At 41.4% G+C, this 18052-nt stretch carries 15 protein-coding genes; 4 read left to right on the top strand and 11 right to left on the bottom strand.

Annotated features, from left to right (window positions below; all coding sequences use genetic code 11):
- Together BN997_RS01660 and BN997_RS01655 are read right to left on the bottom strand one after the other, a co-directional pair.
- Complete coding sequence (locus BN997_RS01660; protein WP_338112872.1) at positions 1-1890, bottom strand: ABC transporter permease; 1890 nt, start codon at positions 1888-1890, stop codon at positions 1-3.
- Positions 1847-2614 (bottom strand): ABC transporter ATP-binding protein, encoded by a 768-nt coding sequence (locus tag BN997_RS01655; protein WP_042529074.1) that lies wholly within the window; start codon positions 2612-2614, stop codon positions 1847-1849. Before BN997_RS01655 ends, BN997_RS01660 begins: the two co-directional genes overlap by 44 nt.
- A 213-nt stretch (positions 2615-2827) precedes the next feature.
- Between BN997_RS01655 and BN997_RS01650 the strand changes: the two genes are divergently transcribed.
- Together BN997_RS01650 and BN997_RS01645 are read left to right on the top strand one after the other, a co-directional pair.
- On the top strand, positions 2828-3538 hold the full coding sequence (locus tag BN997_RS01650; RefSeq protein WP_042529071.1) for a response regulator transcription factor: 711 nt from the start codon (positions 2828-2830) through the stop codon (positions 3536-3538).
- A gap of 58 nt (positions 3539-3596) precedes the next feature.
- Positions 3597-4970, top strand: coding sequence for a sensor histidine kinase (locus BN997_RS01645; RefSeq protein WP_042529069.1), 1374 nt, complete (start codon positions 3597-3599; stop codon positions 4968-4970).
- 131 nt (positions 4971-5101) lie between these two features.
- Here BN997_RS01645 and BN997_RS01640 read toward each other — a convergent pair whose 3' ends face one another.
- The 6 genes from BN997_RS01640 to BN997_RS01615 form a co-directional block, all read right to left on the bottom strand.
- Positions 5102-6646 carry a solute symporter family protein gene (locus BN997_RS01640; protein ID WP_042529066.1) on the bottom strand — a complete coding sequence of 515 codons (1545 nt, stop codon included), beginning with the start codon at positions 6644-6646 and terminating at the stop codon, positions 5102-5104.
- Positions 6643-6990 (bottom strand): DUF485 domain-containing protein, encoded by a 348-nt coding sequence (locus BN997_RS01635; RefSeq protein ID WP_042535655.1) that lies wholly within the window; start codon positions 6988-6990, stop codon positions 6643-6645. Before BN997_RS01635 ends, BN997_RS01640 begins: the two co-directional genes overlap by 4 nt.
- 416 nt (positions 6991-7406) lie before the next feature.
- Positions 7407-8162 carry a LytR/AlgR family response regulator transcription factor gene (locus BN997_RS01630; RefSeq protein ID WP_306432772.1) on the bottom strand — a complete coding sequence of 252 codons (756 nt, stop codon included), beginning with the start codon at positions 8160-8162 and terminating at the stop codon, positions 7407-7409.
- Positions 8159-9919, bottom strand: a complete 1761-nt coding sequence (locus BN997_RS01625; RefSeq protein ID WP_042529064.1) for a LytS/YhcK type 5TM receptor domain-containing protein — start codon at positions 9917-9919, stop codon at positions 8159-8161. The genes BN997_RS01630 and BN997_RS01625 overlap by 4 nt, the downstream gene beginning before the upstream one ends.
- Complete coding sequence (locus BN997_RS01620; RefSeq protein WP_042529062.1) at positions 9916-11457, bottom strand: solute symporter family protein; 1542 nt, start codon at positions 11455-11457, stop codon at positions 9916-9918. Before BN997_RS01620 ends, BN997_RS01625 begins: the two co-directional genes overlap by 4 nt.
- Before the next feature lie 259 nt (positions 11458-11716).
- Positions 11717-12106, bottom strand: coding sequence for an RDD family protein (locus tag BN997_RS01615; protein ID WP_042529060.1), 390 nt, complete (start codon positions 12104-12106; stop codon positions 11717-11719).
- 245 nt (positions 12107-12351) lie between these two features.
- On the opposite strand from BN997_RS01615, the gene BN997_RS01610 reads away from it, so the two are divergent.
- Entirely contained in the window at positions 12352-13239 is an 888-nt protein-coding gene (locus BN997_RS01610; RefSeq protein ID WP_042529058.1) for a fructose bisphosphate aldolase, read from the top strand.
- Between the two features lie 56 nt (positions 13240-13295).
- Here the strand turns inward: BN997_RS01610 and BN997_RS01605 are convergent, their stop codons facing one another.
- Together BN997_RS01605 and BN997_RS01600 are read right to left on the bottom strand one after the other, a co-directional pair.
- Entirely contained in the window at positions 13296-14735 is a 1440-nt protein-coding gene (locus BN997_RS01605; RefSeq protein WP_042529056.1) for a YfcC family protein, read from the bottom strand.
- 105 nt (positions 14736-14840) lie between these two features.
- Complete coding sequence (locus BN997_RS01600; RefSeq protein ID WP_042529054.1) at positions 14841-15992, bottom strand: M20 family metallopeptidase; 1152 nt, start codon at positions 15990-15992, stop codon at positions 14841-14843.
- A gap of 295 nt (positions 15993-16287) precedes the next feature.
- Between BN997_RS01600 and BN997_RS01595 the strand changes: the two genes are divergently transcribed.
- The gene (locus BN997_RS01595) at positions 16288-16875 is read left to right on the top strand and encodes a LysE family translocator (RefSeq protein WP_042529051.1); all 588 of its coding nucleotides are present in this window, start codon (positions 16288-16290) and stop codon (positions 16873-16875) included.
- Positions 16876-17103: 228 nt separating this feature from the next.
- On the opposite strand, the gene BN997_RS01590 is transcribed toward BN997_RS01595, so the two are convergent.
- Positions 17104-18051 (bottom strand): nucleoside hydrolase, encoded by a 948-nt coding sequence (locus BN997_RS01590; RefSeq protein WP_042529049.1) that lies wholly within the window; start codon positions 18049-18051, stop codon positions 17104-17106.
- Position 18052: the final 1 nt, after the last annotated feature.

The following is an 18052-nucleotide window of genomic DNA, read 5'->3' as shown; positions in this document are numbered from 1 at the left end:
TTACCCCTCCTGTGCGGCGTTCTGGGTGATTGTTTTATTAAATCCCCGAACCGTAACCACGTAATATAAAATATAAATCAATGTGTAGGCAGCCATCCATATAATAACCGGCTCCCATAAGTTCATATCTAATAAATTAGAAAACGCCATTAAAGCAACAGCTCCATGCATCAGACCTAATACCAGTGGCGCTAAGAAAATAAGACCGACTTGATAACGGACGGTTTTTTTCATTTCTTTTTTAGACACGCCGATCTTATATAGAACGGTATATTTACCCTTATCTTCTTCCGCTTCCGTCATCATTTTAAAGAAGATAATGCTGCCTGTAGCCACTAAAAATACCAGCCCCAAAAAGCTGCCGACAAATAACATCGCCCCCGATGATTCGATGGAATCCTGATAACTTTGGACAGCACTGGAGAAATGCTCTGTTTTTGCTTCCAGCTCTTTGGAAAGCTCTAAATGGTCCTTATAATCAGCGGTTTGCACGGCCTGATAAGTGCCTTCCCCGCCGTCCAGCTCTTGAAATGACGCATCATCCATCACTAAAGTTATTCCGGGCAGGGTTTGAATATTAAACAGCGGTTGTTCAAAAAATTGATCCACCGCTTTCACGTCATTACCTACTTCTACCGTTGCTGCTTTCTCTTCCAACCGTTCATCATAAAAGGGATCAGCCATGATGACTTCATCTTTTGCTAAATCAACATTTTCTACATCCCAGCCGAGCGCTTCTGTCAGCTTCATAAACGTTTCTTCGTCAATGACATAATAGGACTGATCATATACTTCCCCTTCTATGGTAATGTCCTTCGCTTCAAAGCTGACCGCGTCTTCTACTATGCCCGAATCGATGTCCTGTTCCTCTCCCTCCCACATAAAGGAGAAAGGTGTAAATTGTTCTACATTTTTTTCGGTATTATAATACGTCCCGAATATTGCTCCGCCTGCCGTAATCGTTGTCGCACTCAACGTCGCAATAATCGTTAATGTTTTCGCATTCCCTCGAATCCGGTAAAGCAGCTGGGAGGAGGTCATCAGATTAAGCCCTTTCCAAGCCCAGTTCTTACTCTTTTTCAATAGATTTAAAACATAAACGAGCACACTGTTAAATAAAAGATAAGACCCTAAAATCGTGAAACCGATGATTATCAGCGGCATCGCTAAGCCGAAAATCCGCCAGGCAGAAGAGGTCATTAAATCCTGAAGCGCCAGCCAATAGGCTCCAGCTAGAGCGAGTACACCATTCAGCGCAGAAAGGATGCGTGCTTTTGGCTGTACTTCTCCTTTTTTCTCGGCATGGAATAAATCAATGAGCTTAAATTTATAAATCACCCGATAGCCTAATAGAGAAGTAACTAAAAAGATCAGGAAGAAGACCACTACTGTCTCAATCACTGCCTGCATGGAGAAAGCAAAACCAACAGATAATGATAAGCCCATTAATTTTAATAATAGAGCTAGTAAGGCTTGCGACAATAAGAAGCCTAGTCCCACCCCGATAACTAATGCAATCAGTCCAATCACGATATTTTCAAAGAATAGTAAAAAACCAATCGATCGTTTACGTACGCCTAATAAGGAATAAAGCGCAACTTCCTTTTTCCTCTTTTTCATAAAAAAGGAATTAGAATACAAAATAAATATAGCCACAAAAATCATCAGTACAAATGCGGAAGCGCTCATCACTGCCTGCATTTGTTTCGAAGTCTCTGCCAATCCGCTGATATCATCACTATGCTTCAGCATGGCAAAGGTAAAATAAATAATAATCGAGAAAATCGTGGAACCAATATATAATCCATAGCTCTTCATGTTTCTGCGAATATTTTTTAATGCTAAATCAAATAAGGTCATTCCCGTCACCGCCTGCTCCTGCCAATTCATCTAAAATCATCTGGAAGAATTCCTTTCGTGTATGCGTGCCGCGAATAAGCTCCTGCGACAGACCTCCATCTCTTATAAACAGAATACGTCTGCAAAAGCTTGCTGCATAAGCATCATGTGTTACCATCATCACCGTTGTTTCATGCGCTTCATTCAAATTGCTTAAGCTCTCCAGCAAATCGGTAGCTGACTTGGAATCAAGCGCTCCTGTCGGTTCATCCGCAAAAATAAGCTTCGGGTTCGAGACGAGTGCACGACAGGAAGCAGTACGCTGCTTTTGCCCCCCAGAAATTTGGTACGGATATTTATCCAATAAATCCTCGATGCCAAACGAACGGGAAATAGCATTTACCTTCTCTTCAATTTCCTTCGCCGGCTGTTTCGCAATCGCTAACGGCAGCAGAATATTTTCCTTTACCGTTAAGGAATCTAATAAATTATAATCCTGAAAAATAAAGCCTAAATGATCGCGGCGAAAATCTGCCAGCTTATCCTCTTTCATCTTGGCAATATTGTCTGCCTCTACGTAAATATCCCCTTTTGTCGGGGCATCGATCGTGGCCAGTACATTAAGAAGCGTTGATTTTCCTGCTCCAGAAGGTCCCATCACTCCGACAAATTCACCATGATCAATGGTAAAGGATATGTCTTTCAGCGCTTGAAATGTATTAGCGCCTTTTCCATATATTTTTTCAACACCATCTACTTTTAATAAATGCTCCATTATTTTTGCACCTCTTTTATATATTCCCTGTGAACGTTCTATATTTTTACTATAGACCTTCATCCTTAAACAGCCATCAATCTAACCTTACAAAATGTTTAAATCTCACTCATAGTTGACGAATTCCTGTTAAGATAGTAATAATTCAACTTTTTAGTAAATGATAAAAGAAAACCTCACTATATATATAAATAAGAAAGGCGGGAACACAGCATGGAAAAGCCAAAAATTTTAATCGTGGATGACGAACAGGACTTATGTCAGTTAATGAAAACAGCTCTGCAAAAAGAGGGGATGACTGAAATTGCAACAGCCGGCTCTATCCGGGAAGGATGGCAGCAATTTGTTAAATTTGAGCCCGATTTGGCGATATTGGATGTGATGCTTCCGGACGGCGAAGGCTATGATTTATGCCGGAAAATCCGTGAAATATCACGTATTCCAATTCTATTTTTGTCCGCGAAATCAGATGAAATCGATAAAATACTCGGACTTGCTATTGGCGGAGATGATTATATTACAAAGCCTTTCAGTCCTAAAGAAATGGCTTACCGTGTGAAAGCGCAGCTGCGCCGGGCAGGTATCTATTCCATGGAAGCTTCCAGCTCGCACGCCCCAGCGCAAGCAGATAAAAATATTGGCGAATTTACGATTAATGGGGATGAAACAGAAATAAGCAAGGATGGCAGGGTGTTAGAGCTGACGGCGAAGGAAGTCGGCTTAATGGCGTGCTTTATGCGCAACCCGAAGCATATTTTAAGTAAGGAAACCTTATTCGAAACCGTATGGGGTGAAGACTTTTACGGAGCAGATAATACATTGATGGTGCATATCCGCAGACTGCGGGAGAAAATTGAAGAAAATCCTTCAGAACCCGCCTACATTGTTACGGTAAAAGGACTCGGCTATCGCTTTAACCCATAAACTGCTTCTATGTTTACATGATGAAGAGATTTTTATTTGATAAAGGAGAAAGTGCACCATGAAATGGAAACTCACCATTCGCTACCTTATTTCCATTCTCAGTATTGTTTTTATCGTCAGCATTGTGAATACCGTTATTCTGCTTGCGTTGATATTGTCTCAGCACAATGAGGATCCAGAAGATATCATTCATGATACAGGAGAAAACTTTACCCGTTCCTTCTTTTACTATTTGTCTATGGAAGACGGCGAACCTGTTGTATCCGAAGAAGGAAAGGATGCACTGACCCGATTTGGAGCCTGGCTGCAAATATTAGACGAAAATGGAAATGTGTTATCCGATGAATTCGCACCAGATAATGCGGCTACACACTATACACCGATTGATTTAGTTCATAAATATAAATATATGGATGATGATTTGAATACCTACTTTATCGGAGAATATGAGGGCTTCAGCTATATCATTGGTGTTCCGGATTCCAAGCAGCAACGGACCATTATTATGGCTGACCCGCAACAGTTTCTGACATACGCTTCCCAATTCCTAGGTGCGATTATTATAGTCGATTTAATTATCGCCTTTATTGTCGGATTTCTATTCAGTACCGTGCTGACCAAACCAGTCTCGCGCATCATAGAACGAATCAGCGAGCTGAAGGAAAGAAAGTTTGAACCGAAGAAAATGAAGCGTCCAGGGGTATTTAAACGCGTTTTCTCTAACTTAAACGATGTATCTGAAAACTTGCAGGCTCATGAAAATGAACGGCAAAAACTGGAACAGATGCGTAATGAATGGATCAGCAACGTTTCACATGATATTAAAACACCGCTCGCATCCATCCGAGGTTATGCGGAGCTGCTAAGCAATGAGGATATCTCTGCAGAAGAACGCTTAGAATATGCCGAAGTCATTGAACGGCAATCACTCTATATGAAAGAGCTGCTGGATGATTTTAATTTAACGATGCGGCTAAGAAACCAGGAAATGACATTGAATCTTCAGGAAATCCGGGTAGAAGGCTTTGTCCGAAAAATGATTATTGATTTACTAAATGACCCGCAATTCCAAACACGTGACATTGACTTTAGCAGCTACGCACCCGAGTTAATTTGGAATATCGATCAGCATTTAATGAAAAGAGCTATACTTAACTTTATTTTCAATGCCTTGATTCATAATGAAGAGAACGTCAAAGTAACCGTAGAAGTACAAGAAGAAGGTATTATCATCCGCGATGATGGGAAAGGGATCAAGAAAGAAGAACAGGCACAAATTTTTGATCGTTATTACCGCGGCACGAATACGACTTCACGCGGAACCGGTCTGGGTCTGGCTATTTCAAGAGATATCATTCAGGCGCACGGCGGCATGGTGGAAATGGAGAGTGAAGTTGGGAAAGGGACGATGTTTAAGATTCGGATGCAATAGCTTTATCATAGAGCAGTTCAATGGAGTTATTGTTAACTATCAAAGCGATAAATCAACTTATGGGTTACTTTTTTTGAAACACATAAATAATGCCTGCAGAAAAATTTCTGCAGGCATTTTTAATACACTCTTTAGTGGCTTACACCGCTGCGCTTATATCCCGTATTTGCTTTCACTTTCACTTCTGCATAACGCTTCATATCCGTCTCCTTCGATAGAATCGTACCTAGATAACCACCCAGGAAGCCGAGCGGAACCGAAACAAGTGCCGGATTCGTCAGCGGGAAGATAGGCTCTCCTACAAATAAGGCCGCCCCTTCTACCGGTGAAAATACGCTGGGACTGATGGACACAAGGATTAATGCAGAGAATAACCCCGTCAGCATGGCCGTCACTGCTCCTGCCGTATTGAATCGTTTCCAATAGATGGTGTACAAAATAACCGGTAGATTGGCACTGGCCGCAATACAAAAGGCAAGCGAGACAAGAAAAGCCACATTTAAATATTGAGCAAATAGAGCTAAAACAATGGACAGAACAGATACAGCCAAGGATGCGTAACGGGCGGCTCTCACCTGCTCTCTTTCTGTTGCCTTTCCCTTTTTAATAATCTGTCCGTATAAATCATGTGCAAATGCGGAAGCTCCTGAAAGAACAAGTCCAGCTACTACCGCTAAAATCGTTGCGAATGCAACTGCTGAGATAAAGGCAAACAGGATGTCCCCTCCAATCACTTGAGCAAGCAATGGGGCAGCCATATTTCCTCCCGGATTTGCAGCTAATATGTTTTCATATCCAACGAATGCTGCTGCTCCGAAGCCTAAGAATAATGTCAACACATAGAAGATGCCGATAACCCATGTTGCGATAACAACAGAGCTTCTAGCCGTCGGCGCATCCCGCACAGTAAAAAACCGCATTAAAATATGAGGCAGCCCCGCAGTTCCAAGTACTAACGCCAGCATAAGCGATATCGTACTGAGCGGTTCTGTATATTGCAATCCCGGCATTAAGTATGCTTCTCCATGCGCTGTTACAGACTTCACATCCGTAAACATTTGCCCGATATTAAAATTAAATTTTAACAGGACAAGAAACGTCATAACGACCATCCCGGCCATCAGCAGAACTGCTTTGACAATTTGTACCCAGCTTGTAGCAATCATCCCGCCGAATAAAACGTAAATCGTCATCATCACACCAACAATCAGTACTGCCGCCCAATATGGAATACCAAATAATAACTGAATCAAAGCTCCAGCTCCTACAAGCTGGGCTACCATATAAAAGGTGCTGATTGTTATCGTATTCAGCGCCGCTGCTCCCCGAACCTTACTGGCGTCAAAACGGGAATTAATCATATCAGCCAGTGTAAACTTGCCGAGGTTACGCAGCGGTTCGGCTACAAGGAAGAGAACCACTAAATATGCAATCAAAAACCCGATGCTGTAGAAAAATCCATCAAATCCATATAAAGCAATAGCACCTGCAATCCCTAAAAAAGAGGCTGCAGATAAATAATCACCGGCAATCGCCAGTCCATTCTGCATTCCTGTAAGTCCTCCGCCGGCAGTATAAAAATCTCCTGCTGTCTGTGTCTTTCTTGCAGCAAAGAACGTGATCACAAGTGTTAATATAACAATTGCCAAGAAGAGGATAACAACCGTCGCACTCATCGTCCTTCCCCTCCTTCTTCCATTTCTTTTATAATTTCATCTGCCTGTTTATCAAAAACAGCTGCTTTTTTTACATAAACCGTACATAATACCCATGTCATGATAAATTGGGCTAATGCAAACAGCCACACCCAAGAAATATCGCCAATCGCCGGCGTATTTAAAAATGTGGTATACGAAGTCAAAACCGGAAGTAAGAAATAAAATACCAGGAAAAAGATTGTTAATGGCACAATAAATTTTTTTCGATCGTGCATCAGCTTTTTAAAAGACTTGCTTTCTGTTACTTGCACGTAGTCAATCTCTTTTGCAGGGTTCTGCTTATATTCTTTTTCTGCACCCATCTGCATCCTCCTCGAAAATCGGAAAAAAAGGTTTTCTGACCGCTCCCCCTCTGTTAAAGAAAACTTAGTTGCACTTATGCAGGAAGTATACACTTTCTTAACTGCCAAAAAACCTTTTATCACCTTTAAGTCGTTAACCAGCTTCTTTCTATCTGAATCAATTACCGCTTCTCTGCCTTTTTCTTCATATCCCTTCAGCAGCTGCAATTGTCTCCTTGGACTGGCATTCCTCCTTCAATCCTTTTTAATCCCTTTTTGTAAACGCTTTCTAAATTATAAAGGAAGATGCTTATGTGCGTATGTATATTTGCTTCAACGGTTTAAATAAATGATTGAATGGTTGGAATCTTGTGATGAATGGTTCATTTCAAAAAAACCTTAGCTACACTTATACAGCCAGGAAAGTCTTTCCTTTCCTAGCTGCCAAATAACTCAAACAGATGCTTTCTTGCAGTCCGGCTGACGGGAATCGTTGTCTGCTTTTTATCACGTAATGTGATATTGCTAGCGCCATTAAACCATGGTGTAATTTCCTGAATATGATTTAAATTAACCAGATAACTGCGGTGCGTTCTAAAAAAAGCATGACCTTGCAGTTTCTTTTCCAGCTCCTGCAATGACATTCTGCTGTAAATTACCTTGTCCTCTGTATGAATTTCCAACACCCGATTATGCGGCATAGCATAATAAATCGCATCCGGAGACAGAACAATCGTCCGGTCATCATTGTCGATCAAAAGCTTTGCTGAGGAAGTCATCCCTTGGTTGGACGGTCCCTCCTCTTTGCTTTTCAATTGCTGCATGCGTTTGCGGAGCCGGTTCATCGCCATTTGAAACCTTTCTGTATCATATGGCTTCAGCATATAATCTACTGCCTCTATTTCAAATGCTTCCACAGCATAATCCTCGTATGCCGTAGTAAAAATAAATAACGGCGCTCTGATGTAGGCAAGCTCCATTATTTTCTTGGCTGCAGCTACACCGCGCATGCCTGGCATATGCACATCCAGAAAAATAACATCCGGTTCATACTCCTTATACAATTCAACCAGCTGTTTTCCTGTCTCGGCATTCGGCAGAAGCTTGACGTCTTTTTCCTTTTCCAATAAATAAATCAATTCTTCCCGTGCCAATTGCTCATCTTCCGCAATCATCGTATGAATTTTCATCATAAATCATCTTCCTTTCTAGTGTTCACGGCTGGAATGGTAAAATGGACCTCACTCCCGCCACCAGATAAATTCCGCACATGCAGCCTCGATTCTTCCCCAAGCAGATTGATTAAACGCTGATTCACATTATACAAACCCGTTCCGCCATGCGGCTTCCCTGTCAGCACTTTCTCTCCTGCCTGCAGTAAAATTGAATCTGGAAACCCTTGACCATTATCCTGGACACTTATTTTTATCCATTTGCCGACCTGCTCCATCTTCACATCCACTCTTCCCCCCTCGGAAACATGTTCTAATCCATGTCTGACACTATTTTCAACAAGCGGCTGAATCGATGACGGCGGAATCAGCAGATGTGACATTTCCTCCGGCTGTATAAAATGGATTTGCATCCTCCCTGTAAAACGGGTCTGGATAATCTCGATATACGCTTTTACATGCTCTGTTTCCTTTTCCAATGGGACAAGCTGTGTTGATACAAGCTTTAAGTTAAAGCGCATAAAATGTGCCAATTGCACTGTAATATGCCGTGCTTTTTCAGGTTCCTTGCGAAATAAGGCAGCTATCATATGCAGGGTATTAAATAGAAAATGCGGATTGATTTGTGCTTGCAAATTGCTTAATTCTGCATCACGTGTATGCAGTTCAAGACGTTCTGCTTTGATTGTTTTTAATTGATTAGCAATCAATTGACCGAGACCCTCCGCCAGCATTAGCTCGACCGGACGGATATGCTGGGGTTTGCGAAAATATAATTTGATCAGCCCAATCGTTTGCTGTGCTTCCCAGATTGGAATAATAATCACAGCCTCTAATGGGCATTTTTTATGCGTACATTGAATTTCTGCTTGGGAATAAGCGACCAATATCTCTTTGGATTCTAAGGCTTGATGTGAAATTTGAGTGATTAACGGATTTCCAATTCGATGATGATCGCCTCCGAGCCCTTTATGCGCCATTACTTCTTTATCATTTGTTACGGTAACAGCAGCTAATTTCAAACGCGCATAAAATAAATCAGCAATCCCTTCTGCCTTCTTCTGAAAGGATTCTTCTTTTAAAAAAGGCAACGCCTCCTCCGCAATCGTTAATGCCTGCCTCGTTGCAAAGGCAGCTTCATTTTCCTGCTCTCTGAGGACAATTGCAATCATTGCTGTAAAAATAGCAATGGCTATACTGTTGGATAAAACCACCGGTAAACCAATCGTGTTGATCAGCTCTACCATGGTTCGATCCAGTGAATCAAAAATAAGCAATAAATGCATCAATAAAATTGGAGGGAATATTCCAATGAACAAAGCTTTTATCGGTGATATAACACGCTCCTGCGAGAAAAACCGTGCGGTAAATCCAGCAAGCAGACCGGTCAGCGGATTTACAAGACTATTAGCCATAAAACCAATCCCGCCCAGGAAAAACAAATGCGTACCAGCAATAATTCCTGCTCCCAGACCAACCGCCGGGCCCCCTAGCAGCCCCGCCATGACAATGGCAACTAAGCTGGAGCTTACCACCATCTGGTCTGCTTCCACTTCCCAGACAAAAGCATGCGTTACCGTAAAGTCACTGCCGATAACGACACCTGTTAATGTTCCGGCAATTCCAAAAATACCAAACACACACGCATGAATTCCTGCCATTTTAAAACTGAATTCGCGGTAAAGCAGCGACCGGAAGCCCGGAATGCGTGTAAGAACAAAGGCAATGACCAACAATAGACCTAAACGTTCGAATAAAACCATTGTCAAATCCATCATGAACGATTTCTCCTTCCTTCTATCCCGGTTTGGGCCTGCAGGTAGAAGGATGCAAATGGAACGGTATTTTCCTTATTCCGTGATAAAACAGCTCCCAAATACGCCCCTAAAAATCCGGCAGGAATCGCAATAATCCCTGGATTATAAAGAGGGACAACAGCCTCAGCAGCTATCCATCCGCCATCCGGATTCATCACATGCGGACCTAAGAATAAGAGTATCAGAGACACAGTCAGCCCTGAGAGCATCCCCGAGATTGCTCCTGTTTGATTGAAGCGCCGCCAGTAAATCGTGAATAAAAGGACGGGCAGATTGCTGGAAGCTGCCACGATAAATGTTAACGAAACCAAAAACGTTACATTCATATTCCGCAATCCAAGTGCAAGCAGTGTAGACAGCAGACCGATAAAAAATGCGGTCCAGCGCGCAGCACGTAGACGTTTCTTTTCCGAAGTGTTTCCTCTTTTTAAGATATGGAAATAAATATCATGAGAGAACGCAGTCGTCGCAGAGATAACCAAACCAGCTACCACAGCAACAATTGTAGTAAACGCAATGGCTGCGATAAACGCCATTAAAAAATCTCCGCCTAAGCTCTCCGCTAATAATGGCGCAGCTAAATTTCCAAATGGATCGAGTAGCACCAATTCTTCAAACCCTACCAAAGCAACAGCGCCAAGACCTAAAACGAGTGCAATTAAATAAAATGCACCAATAATCCAGCTTGCCGTCAAAAGAGATTTCCGCACTTCTACGGTATTTCTGACAGTAAATAAGCGGATTAAAATATGCGGAAGCCCGGCAGTACCTAAGATTAATGCGAGATGAAGAGAAAGCGTTTCCAACGGATTGTTAAATAAATGCCCCGGTAATGAAAATTGGTCTCCTAAGGGCGATCCAAGTGTAACCTGCTCTAAAAGGTTGGGGATACTCCAGTTAAACCGCGAAAATACAATCAGCGCCAACAAAAATGTACCGGACAAAAGCAACACCGTTTTAACAATTTGTACCCAGGACGTAGCGAACATTCCACCGAAAACAACATAAATCGTCATTAATATTCCGATGATCAGAACAGAAGCAGAATAATTAATATCTAACAATAATCGAATTAACAGCCCGGCAGCCACTAATTGCGGAATCATATAAAAGATGGAAATAATTAAAGCTCCAACAGCCATAATCCCCCGCATTTTATAGCTTGGAAAACGTGCGCAAATAACATCACCTAATGAATACTTCCCCAAACGATGTACCGGCTCCGCAATAAAAAATAAAACAATTAAATAGGAAACTAAAAAACCAATCGCATACAAAAAGCCATCAAAGCCATTAATTGCTATGGTTCCGACAATGCCCAAAAAGGAAGCAGCACTGATATAATCTCCTGCAATCGCCATCCCGTTTTGCGTCCCTGTTAAACGGCCGGCAGCAATATAGAACTGATTGGTCGTTTTGCTTTGCCTCGCCGCCCAATAGGTAATAATCAGGGTGCAAATAACAATGCAGAGAAAGAAGAGCAGATAGGTAATGTTCATAGATTCACCTTCCATTTTCAAGGTAGCTATTTCACAGAATGACTCTATTGCTAACCTGATTGGTAACGTTTCAAAATATGTAAAAATTGTTTAAATTTCATCTTTTCATTTACTATAAATTGTATATTATGCGAGAAGAGAAGTAAAGGTATGCTTATCGGCTGATAACGTGTATTTTATTCAAATAAAAACCCAATAATATCCGCTTATTTCAAGCTTTATTATCGGGCCTTCACTCTATATTTTTTTGTTCAAATAATTATACTTCCTTCATCTTGACTCCAGCCGAATGGTCATAAGGAAATTGACTGCCATCCTTTCCTTCAAACTTTTCCCGATTCTTCCAATATCCGAATGTGCCCACCGTATCACGATACGCCATCCGTTTGATAATCTGACTTCCAGTTAAATCCCCGCCGTCTGTACGCTCCAGCTTTACCCCGGCTGCCCTGTGGCCCAGCGTCTGCCCGCCGCATTTTAACTGTGCGTATTCCAATGACCACATAATCAGCGTCGGGTTGACTAAATTAAAGAATACCGGGCTCTTGATTTTCTTTTCCAATAGACTCTCTGTTGCCAAAGTAACTGTTGTGGATACGGTTAAATCAATTAGATAAGCTTTCAACCTTTTTTTCGTGATAGCCTGCATCTTAACCACCTCTTTTCTTTTTATCCTATTAAAAGACTTGGAAGGTGTCTATTTTTAACTCCATTGCTGGCCTTCAAGAAAAAATATATGTTATTTTTGATAGCGTAAAGCTCCTTCTTATGCCTTTCCTTTCACGCAAAATACTATAATCTATCATTAATTAGTGCTACAATAGAAGTTGAGAGTTACTTCAGACTATTTTTTAATAGCCGATTATTGGCTCAACTAAAAAAGGAGTGAAAGTGATGCAGCAAAATCAATTAGAAAGAATGAAAAATGACAAAGGATTTATAGCAGCACTGGATCAAAGTGGAGGAAGTACACCAAAGGCTTTGGCTGCCTATGGAATCCCGGAAAACGCCTATCAGGGCGAAGATGAAATGTTTGACCTAGTTCACGAAATGCGGACAAGAATTATTACATCACCTTCCTTTAATGCCGATCAAATTATTGGCGCGATTCTTTTTGAACAAACGATGGACCGTAAAATCGAAGGAAAGTACACCGGCGATTATCTCGCTGAGGAAAAAGGAATTGTCCCATTCTTAAAAGTCGACAAAGGCCTTGCAGAAGAAGCAGACGGCGTTCAGCTGATGAAGCCAATCGATAATTTACAAGAAACATTAGAGCGTGCCAACGATCGTCATATTTTTGGTACAAAAATGCGCTCTGTGATTAAAGAGGATAACCGGGAAGGTATTAAAAAAGTGGTCGACCAGCAATTTGAAATTGGAAAACAAATCATTGCTGCCGGACTGGTACCGATTATTGAACCGGAAGTAGACATTCACAGTCCTTCTAAAGAAGACAGCGAAGAAATTTTAAAAGCAGAGATTTTAGAGCATTTAAACCAGCTTGATTCGGATCAGTTGGTTATGCTTAAGTTATCCATTCCAACACAGAATAATTTATATAGAGAATTAATTGATCACCCGAATGTTGTCCGGGTTGTTGCATTATCTGGTGGTTATTCTACAGATGATGCAAATGCGAAGCTAAAAGACAATAAAGGACTTATTGCCAGCTTCTCCAGAGCATTAAGTCAGGATCTAAACGCAAATCAATCTCAAGAAGAATTTGATGCAGCATTGAAAAAAGCGGTTGATTCTATCTATGAAGCTTCTATTTCTTAAGAATTAAAAAAAGGTTATGAGCAGACATTTTAGTTAACTGCTCATAGCCTTTTTTATTAACTCGTCCAAATAAACATATGCACGATGGTAAGAATAATCCCGCCGGCAAGATAGGATAGGAGGACCCATGGAATAATCCAGCGGAACCAAGTAGTCCATGGAATTTTAGCAATTGCCAAGGAAGCCATCAATACTCCCGATGTAGGCGTAATCGAGTTGGATATCCCATCCCCCAATTGGAAGGCCATTACCGCAGTCTGTCTGCTTACCCCGGTAAGGTCGGATAATGGTGTCATAATCGGCATGGTTAAAGCAGCCTGTCCGCTCCCTGATGGCACTAAGAAGTTTAGAATACTCTGGAATACATACATCCCTATCGCAGAAAAAGCCGTAGGAAGCTGGCTTACCAGATTGGATGCCGCAAATAGAATCGTATCAATCGTATTACTTTCCTCTAAAACAACTAAAATCCCGTAAGCAAAACCGACAACTAACGCTCCGACAATCAGCTCTTTACAGCCGTTGATAAAGGATTCGGCAATTTGATTCACACGCAGCTTGCCGACAAAACCGGCAATCACTCCCATAATTAAGAACAGCGAAGCAATCTCCAGAATAAACCAGTCAAAATAAATTACTCCGATAGCCAAAATAATAATCGTTGCTACTAATAATCCAATAATAACAGCTTGTCTGCCTGTCAGTTTTTTATATTGTCCATCTAAAGAATCATCCAAATTTCTTTGTTTATCAATCTTGTACATTAAGCTTTTCTCTGGATTTTTCTTTACTTTTTTCGCATAAATCATAACAAAAGCTATACTAAATGCAACAAAAATAATCCACATAGCAAAGCGTATCCCCATGCCAGAGAATGTCGGCAGCTCGGCAATCCCTTGTGCTACCCCGACTGTAAATGGATTCATAAAGGATGCTGTAAAACCTGCGCCAGAGCCGATAATAACCATAGCCGCTCCAGTTAAAGAATCAAAGCCTAATTTCATTGCTAACGGAACTAAAATCATAATAAATGGAATCGTTTCTTCTGACATCCCAAACGTCCCGCCGCCCAAAGCAAATAGCGTCATGATAACAGGAATCAGATATATTTCTTTATCCGCCATCTTCATTGATAGATTGGCGAGCCCTGTTTCGATTGCTTTCGTTGCATTTAAAATACCAAAAGCACCGCCCACAATAAAAATAAAGAAAATAATGTCTGCGCTTTGCGTCATTCCTTTATGTACCGTTTGAAAGACTTCAAAGAATCCAGTCGGGCTTCCTTCTGCTTCATGATATGTGTCATTAATAACAACCGTTCTTTCAGTCCCATTGACGACAGTTGTTTCCCGTTCGTATTCTCCAGCTGGAATAAAGTATGTCATTACCGCTGTAATAATAATCAGCCCAAACATGAGAGCAAAAACATGCGGAAATTCCCATTTTTTCTTCTGCTTCTGAGAGTTCTCCTCCGCCGTATTTACATTTCCGCTCATAGTAACCTCTCCTTTTGCCTGTTTTTAAAATAAAAAACAGGCAGTTTACTACTTTGTTAAAGAAATAAACTACCTGTTACAATGAGACCTTACCTCATTCTACCCTTACCGATTTTCAAATTCTTGTTTAATCGCATGTAGTAAATCTTTGTTGACTATAATATCATACCCAGTATGTGCCAAAGCCAGTACTGCATCATGAATTGCTGCTTCCCCATCTGGCGTGATTGTTTTTTCTGCAAACTCCTTCGTATGAAAAACAAGACCCGGCTCATTTAAACCGGCAAACGGATGGATCGATGGAACAACCTGACTGACATTCCCCATATCTGCTGACCCTGTCGCCGGAACAGCCGGATATACAGGATTCACACTATACGACTTCATATGCTTCGTAAATGTGTCTGACAGCGCTTGGTTTGTAATCATATTATCGTAGCTTAGCTCATAGTTGGAAATCTCTACCGAAGCGCCTGTCATCAAGCAAGCTCCTTCCGCAATATTTCTTACCTTCTCTCCAAGCTCATCCACCAGCTTCCGTTCATTGGCACGGATATAAAATTGTGCTGTAGCTTCTGCAGGTACGATGCCTGCTGCTTCTCCGCCTTTCGTGATAATGCCATGGATTCGCACATCATCCGGCACATGCTCCCGAAGCGCGTTTATCCCATTAAATAATTGAATCACAGCATCAAGAGCATTGATTCCCTGCTCCGGGGATGCCGCTGCATGGGCTGCTTTTCCTGTAAAATCAAACTGAAGGGCATCCATGGCCAGCATCGGACCGCTTTCAGAGGATACATCGGCGCCATGCACCATCATCGCGACATCAATATCTTCAAACGTCCCCTGCTCGCTCATCGGCACTTTTGCACCGCTTGTTTCCTCTGCAGGCGTGCCTAAGACAACGACCTTCCCGCCAATTTCTTCTATATGCTGACGTAGTATGACACCAGCTCCTACAGCAAACGCAGCAATTAAATTATGCCCGCAGCCATGTCCGATGCCAGGAAGCGCATCATATTCTGCCAAGTAAGCAATGGTCGGCCCCGGCTTACTGCTTGTATACTCCGCGCGAAAAGCAGTCGGCCGGTCAACAATGCCTGTCTCTACTTCAAAATCATAAGACTTTAAATAATTAACCAGTAACTTCATTGATTCAAATTCTTGATCTCCCAGCTCTGGATTCTCATATAATTGATTGCTGATTTGAATCAGCTCTTCTTGGATAGCTTCATAGTTTTTCTCTAATGACATTTGCTGATAAACCTCCTCATACTGAAAAAAACATTATATCACAAATGTATTTTCATGCAAAAATATGTGTTATTATGCATTATAACATAGTTCAAAAAAGAATGGTCGAAAAACAGAGAAATAGGCTGTTTATTTTTTATTATTTTTAAAGAGAAGCCGTGCTCTGATTATGTTTATTCAAGAAACAGTCCATAGAGGAACCTTTCCAAAATATGCAATAAAAGCCTGTATTTTTTGATTTTAATTATGTATAATAAGTTTTATTCTGACTCATTTTTAAAGGAGCTATTCATCCATGCCTATTTTGCCTTTTCTTACATTTGTTTTTGTCAGTAGCTTTACCCCTGGTCCAAATAATTTTATGGCCATCTCTTTCGCAAACCGCTATGGATTTAGAAATACCATATCCTTTTGTATAGGGGTAGGAGCAGGCTTCTTTCTTATCGCTTTACTTTGCAGCTTTTTCAATCGGGCACTTATTGAAGTCCTGCCAGTTATTGAAACACCGTTAAAATTTGCAGGTGTATTCTATATGCTCTATTTAGCTTATAAAACATTTACCAGTTCAGGAAGCAAGCAGGAATCTTCAGCCAAAGCAGATAAAAATCTGTTTATCATTGGTACACTGATTCAATTTATAAATCCCAAAGCGATTCTCTATGGCATTGCCGTTGTGTCTACATTTCTGCTGCCCTATTACCAATCCTATTTCAGCTATATCCTATTCTGTCTTTTCTTAGGGATTGTCGGTATTTGCAGCTCAATTACCTGGAGCCTGTTTGGTTCTGTTCTTCACAATTTCTTAGACCGTTATCAGAAGGTCTTTAACATAGTTATGGGCTTATTGCTTGTATATAGCGCTTTTGCTATTTTGATAGGATAAACCATTACCAGCCTTGCATCATCTTCTCTCTTTAGTACAATGATAGTAAGAACATACATCAGAGCGAGGAGAATGATTATGAAAAGAGCTATCCGGCTTATTTTGGGCTTCTCACTGGGAGTACTGATCTATTTTTTAATTTTTAATTAACCGCCCTTGTACATCGTTTTTACTGTAATGAAAAAGCCACGTCTCTCTCCTGAAAGACGTGGCTTTTTCATTACTTATCTACTTAATCGTCCCTAAAACATTTAACAAATTCTTCTTAAATCGTTCACGATCCACTGCTTCACAAACACGGACATTGGGCGCTTTCTCCAGACGGTTATTGATATCCACCAGACTGTAACCTCTGGTAAGCTCACCCTTTGTTTCGACATCTACATAATAATCATGCGCTTCCGTCATAATACGCTCATCTGCCGCAATCGCCACTAACAATGTATCCGGATGCGTTGTCCCATTCAGCCGGTGTACAGATTTATTAAACTGCATCACCACTTGATTAATATCTATAAAAAATTGGGAACCAGCTGTTTCCAGACCGGCAATTTCCGCATGGTCCTCGTCATCCATGATGGAATAATCGATACACATATCCCAGCCAACCATTGTAATCGGAATGCCTGAATGCAGGACAAGTCTTGCCGCTTCCGGATCCACATAGAAATTATACTCCGCTGCCGGTGTGATATTCCCTAATGTATTATTCGTACCGCCCATGATATAAATATGCGGAATATCCTTGATAATCGAAGGGTCCTTCTTGATGGCCATTGCAATATTCGTTAGCGGCGCAATCGCTAATAAACTCACTTCTCCCGAATATTCTTTTACTTTCTCAATGATAAAATCAACCGCATGTCCTTCCTCCGGACGCTGTGCTGCCTTTGGAAAATGCGCACCGCCCATACCATCATCGCCATGAACGTCTTCTACAGTCCGGTGCTTTTCCTGCCCTGTTGCAAGCAACGGCCGTTCCAGACCTTTATAGACAGGAACCTTCTCTTCCGGATTAGCGACCTGAATCGTATACAGCGCATTTTCCACCTCTTGATTAAACTCCACATTTCCGCCGGTTATCGTTACACCCTCCACTTTAAAATGATGCATTGCGGTCAAAAGGGCAATCGTGTCATCCCCGGCTGTATCAGTATCAATAATGATTTTTCTCATC

It is taken from the genome of Oceanobacillus oncorhynchi, assembly GCF_000821065.1.
Lineage (GTDB): Bacteria > Bacillota > Bacilli > Bacillales > Amphibacillaceae > Oceanobacillus > Oceanobacillus oncorhynchi.
The sequence above is the reverse complement of the archived record's forward strand: the minus strand, read 5'-3'. Positions and strand labels throughout refer to the sequence as shown.

Coding starts and splice junctions, on each gene's coding strand:
- BN997_RS01595 (WP_042529051.1), top strand. CDS start 16,288: ATGCCTATTTTGCCTTTTCTTACATTTGTTTTTGTCAGTAGCTTTACC.
- BN997_RS01645 (WP_042529069.1), top strand. CDS start 3,597: ATGAAATGGAAACTCACCATTCGCTACCTTATTTCCATTCTCAGTATT.
- BN997_RS01605 (WP_042529056.1), bottom strand. CDS start 14,735: ATGAGCGGAAATGTAAATACGGCGGAGGAGAACTCTCAGAAGCAGAAG.
- BN997_RS01620 (WP_042529062.1), bottom strand. CDS start 11,457: ATGAACATTACCTATCTGCTCTTCTTTCTCTGCATTGTTATTTGCACC.
- BN997_RS01660 (WP_338112872.1), bottom strand. CDS start 1,890: ATGAATTGGCAGGAGCAGGCGGTGACGGGAATGACCTTATTTGATTTA.
- BN997_RS01625 (WP_042529064.1), bottom strand. CDS start 9,919: ATGATGGATTTGACAATGGTTTTATTCGAACGTTTAGGTCTATTGTTG.
- BN997_RS01610 (WP_042529058.1), top strand. CDS start 12,352: ATGCAGCAAAATCAATTAGAAAGAATGAAAAATGACAAAGGATTTATA.
- BN997_RS01630 (WP_306432772.1), bottom strand. CDS start 8,162: ATGATGAAAATTCATACGATGATTGCGGAAGATGAGCAATTGGCACGG.
- BN997_RS01600 (WP_042529054.1), bottom strand. CDS start 15,992: ATGTCATTAGAGAAAAACTATGAAGCTATCCAAGAAGAGCTGATTCAA.
- BN997_RS01590 (WP_042529049.1), bottom strand. CDS start 18,051: ATGAGAAAAATCATTATTGATACTGATACAGCCGGGGATGACACGATT.
- BN997_RS01655 (WP_042529074.1), bottom strand. CDS start 2,614: ATGGAGCATTTATTAAAAGTAGATGGTGTTGAAAAAATATATGGAAAA.
- BN997_RS01640 (WP_042529066.1), bottom strand. CDS start 6,646: ATGAGTGCGACGGTTGTTATCCTCTTCTTGGCAATTGTTATATTAACA.
- BN997_RS01635 (WP_042535655.1), bottom strand. CDS start 6,990: ATGGGTGCAGAAAAAGAATATAAGCAGAACCCTGCAAAAGAGATTGAC.
- BN997_RS01650 (WP_042529071.1), top strand. CDS start 2,828: ATGGAAAAGCCAAAAATTTTAATCGTGGATGACGAACAGGACTTATGT.
- BN997_RS01615 (WP_042529060.1), bottom strand. CDS start 12,106: ATGCAGGCTATCACGAAAAAAAGGTTGAAAGCTTATCTAATTGATTTA.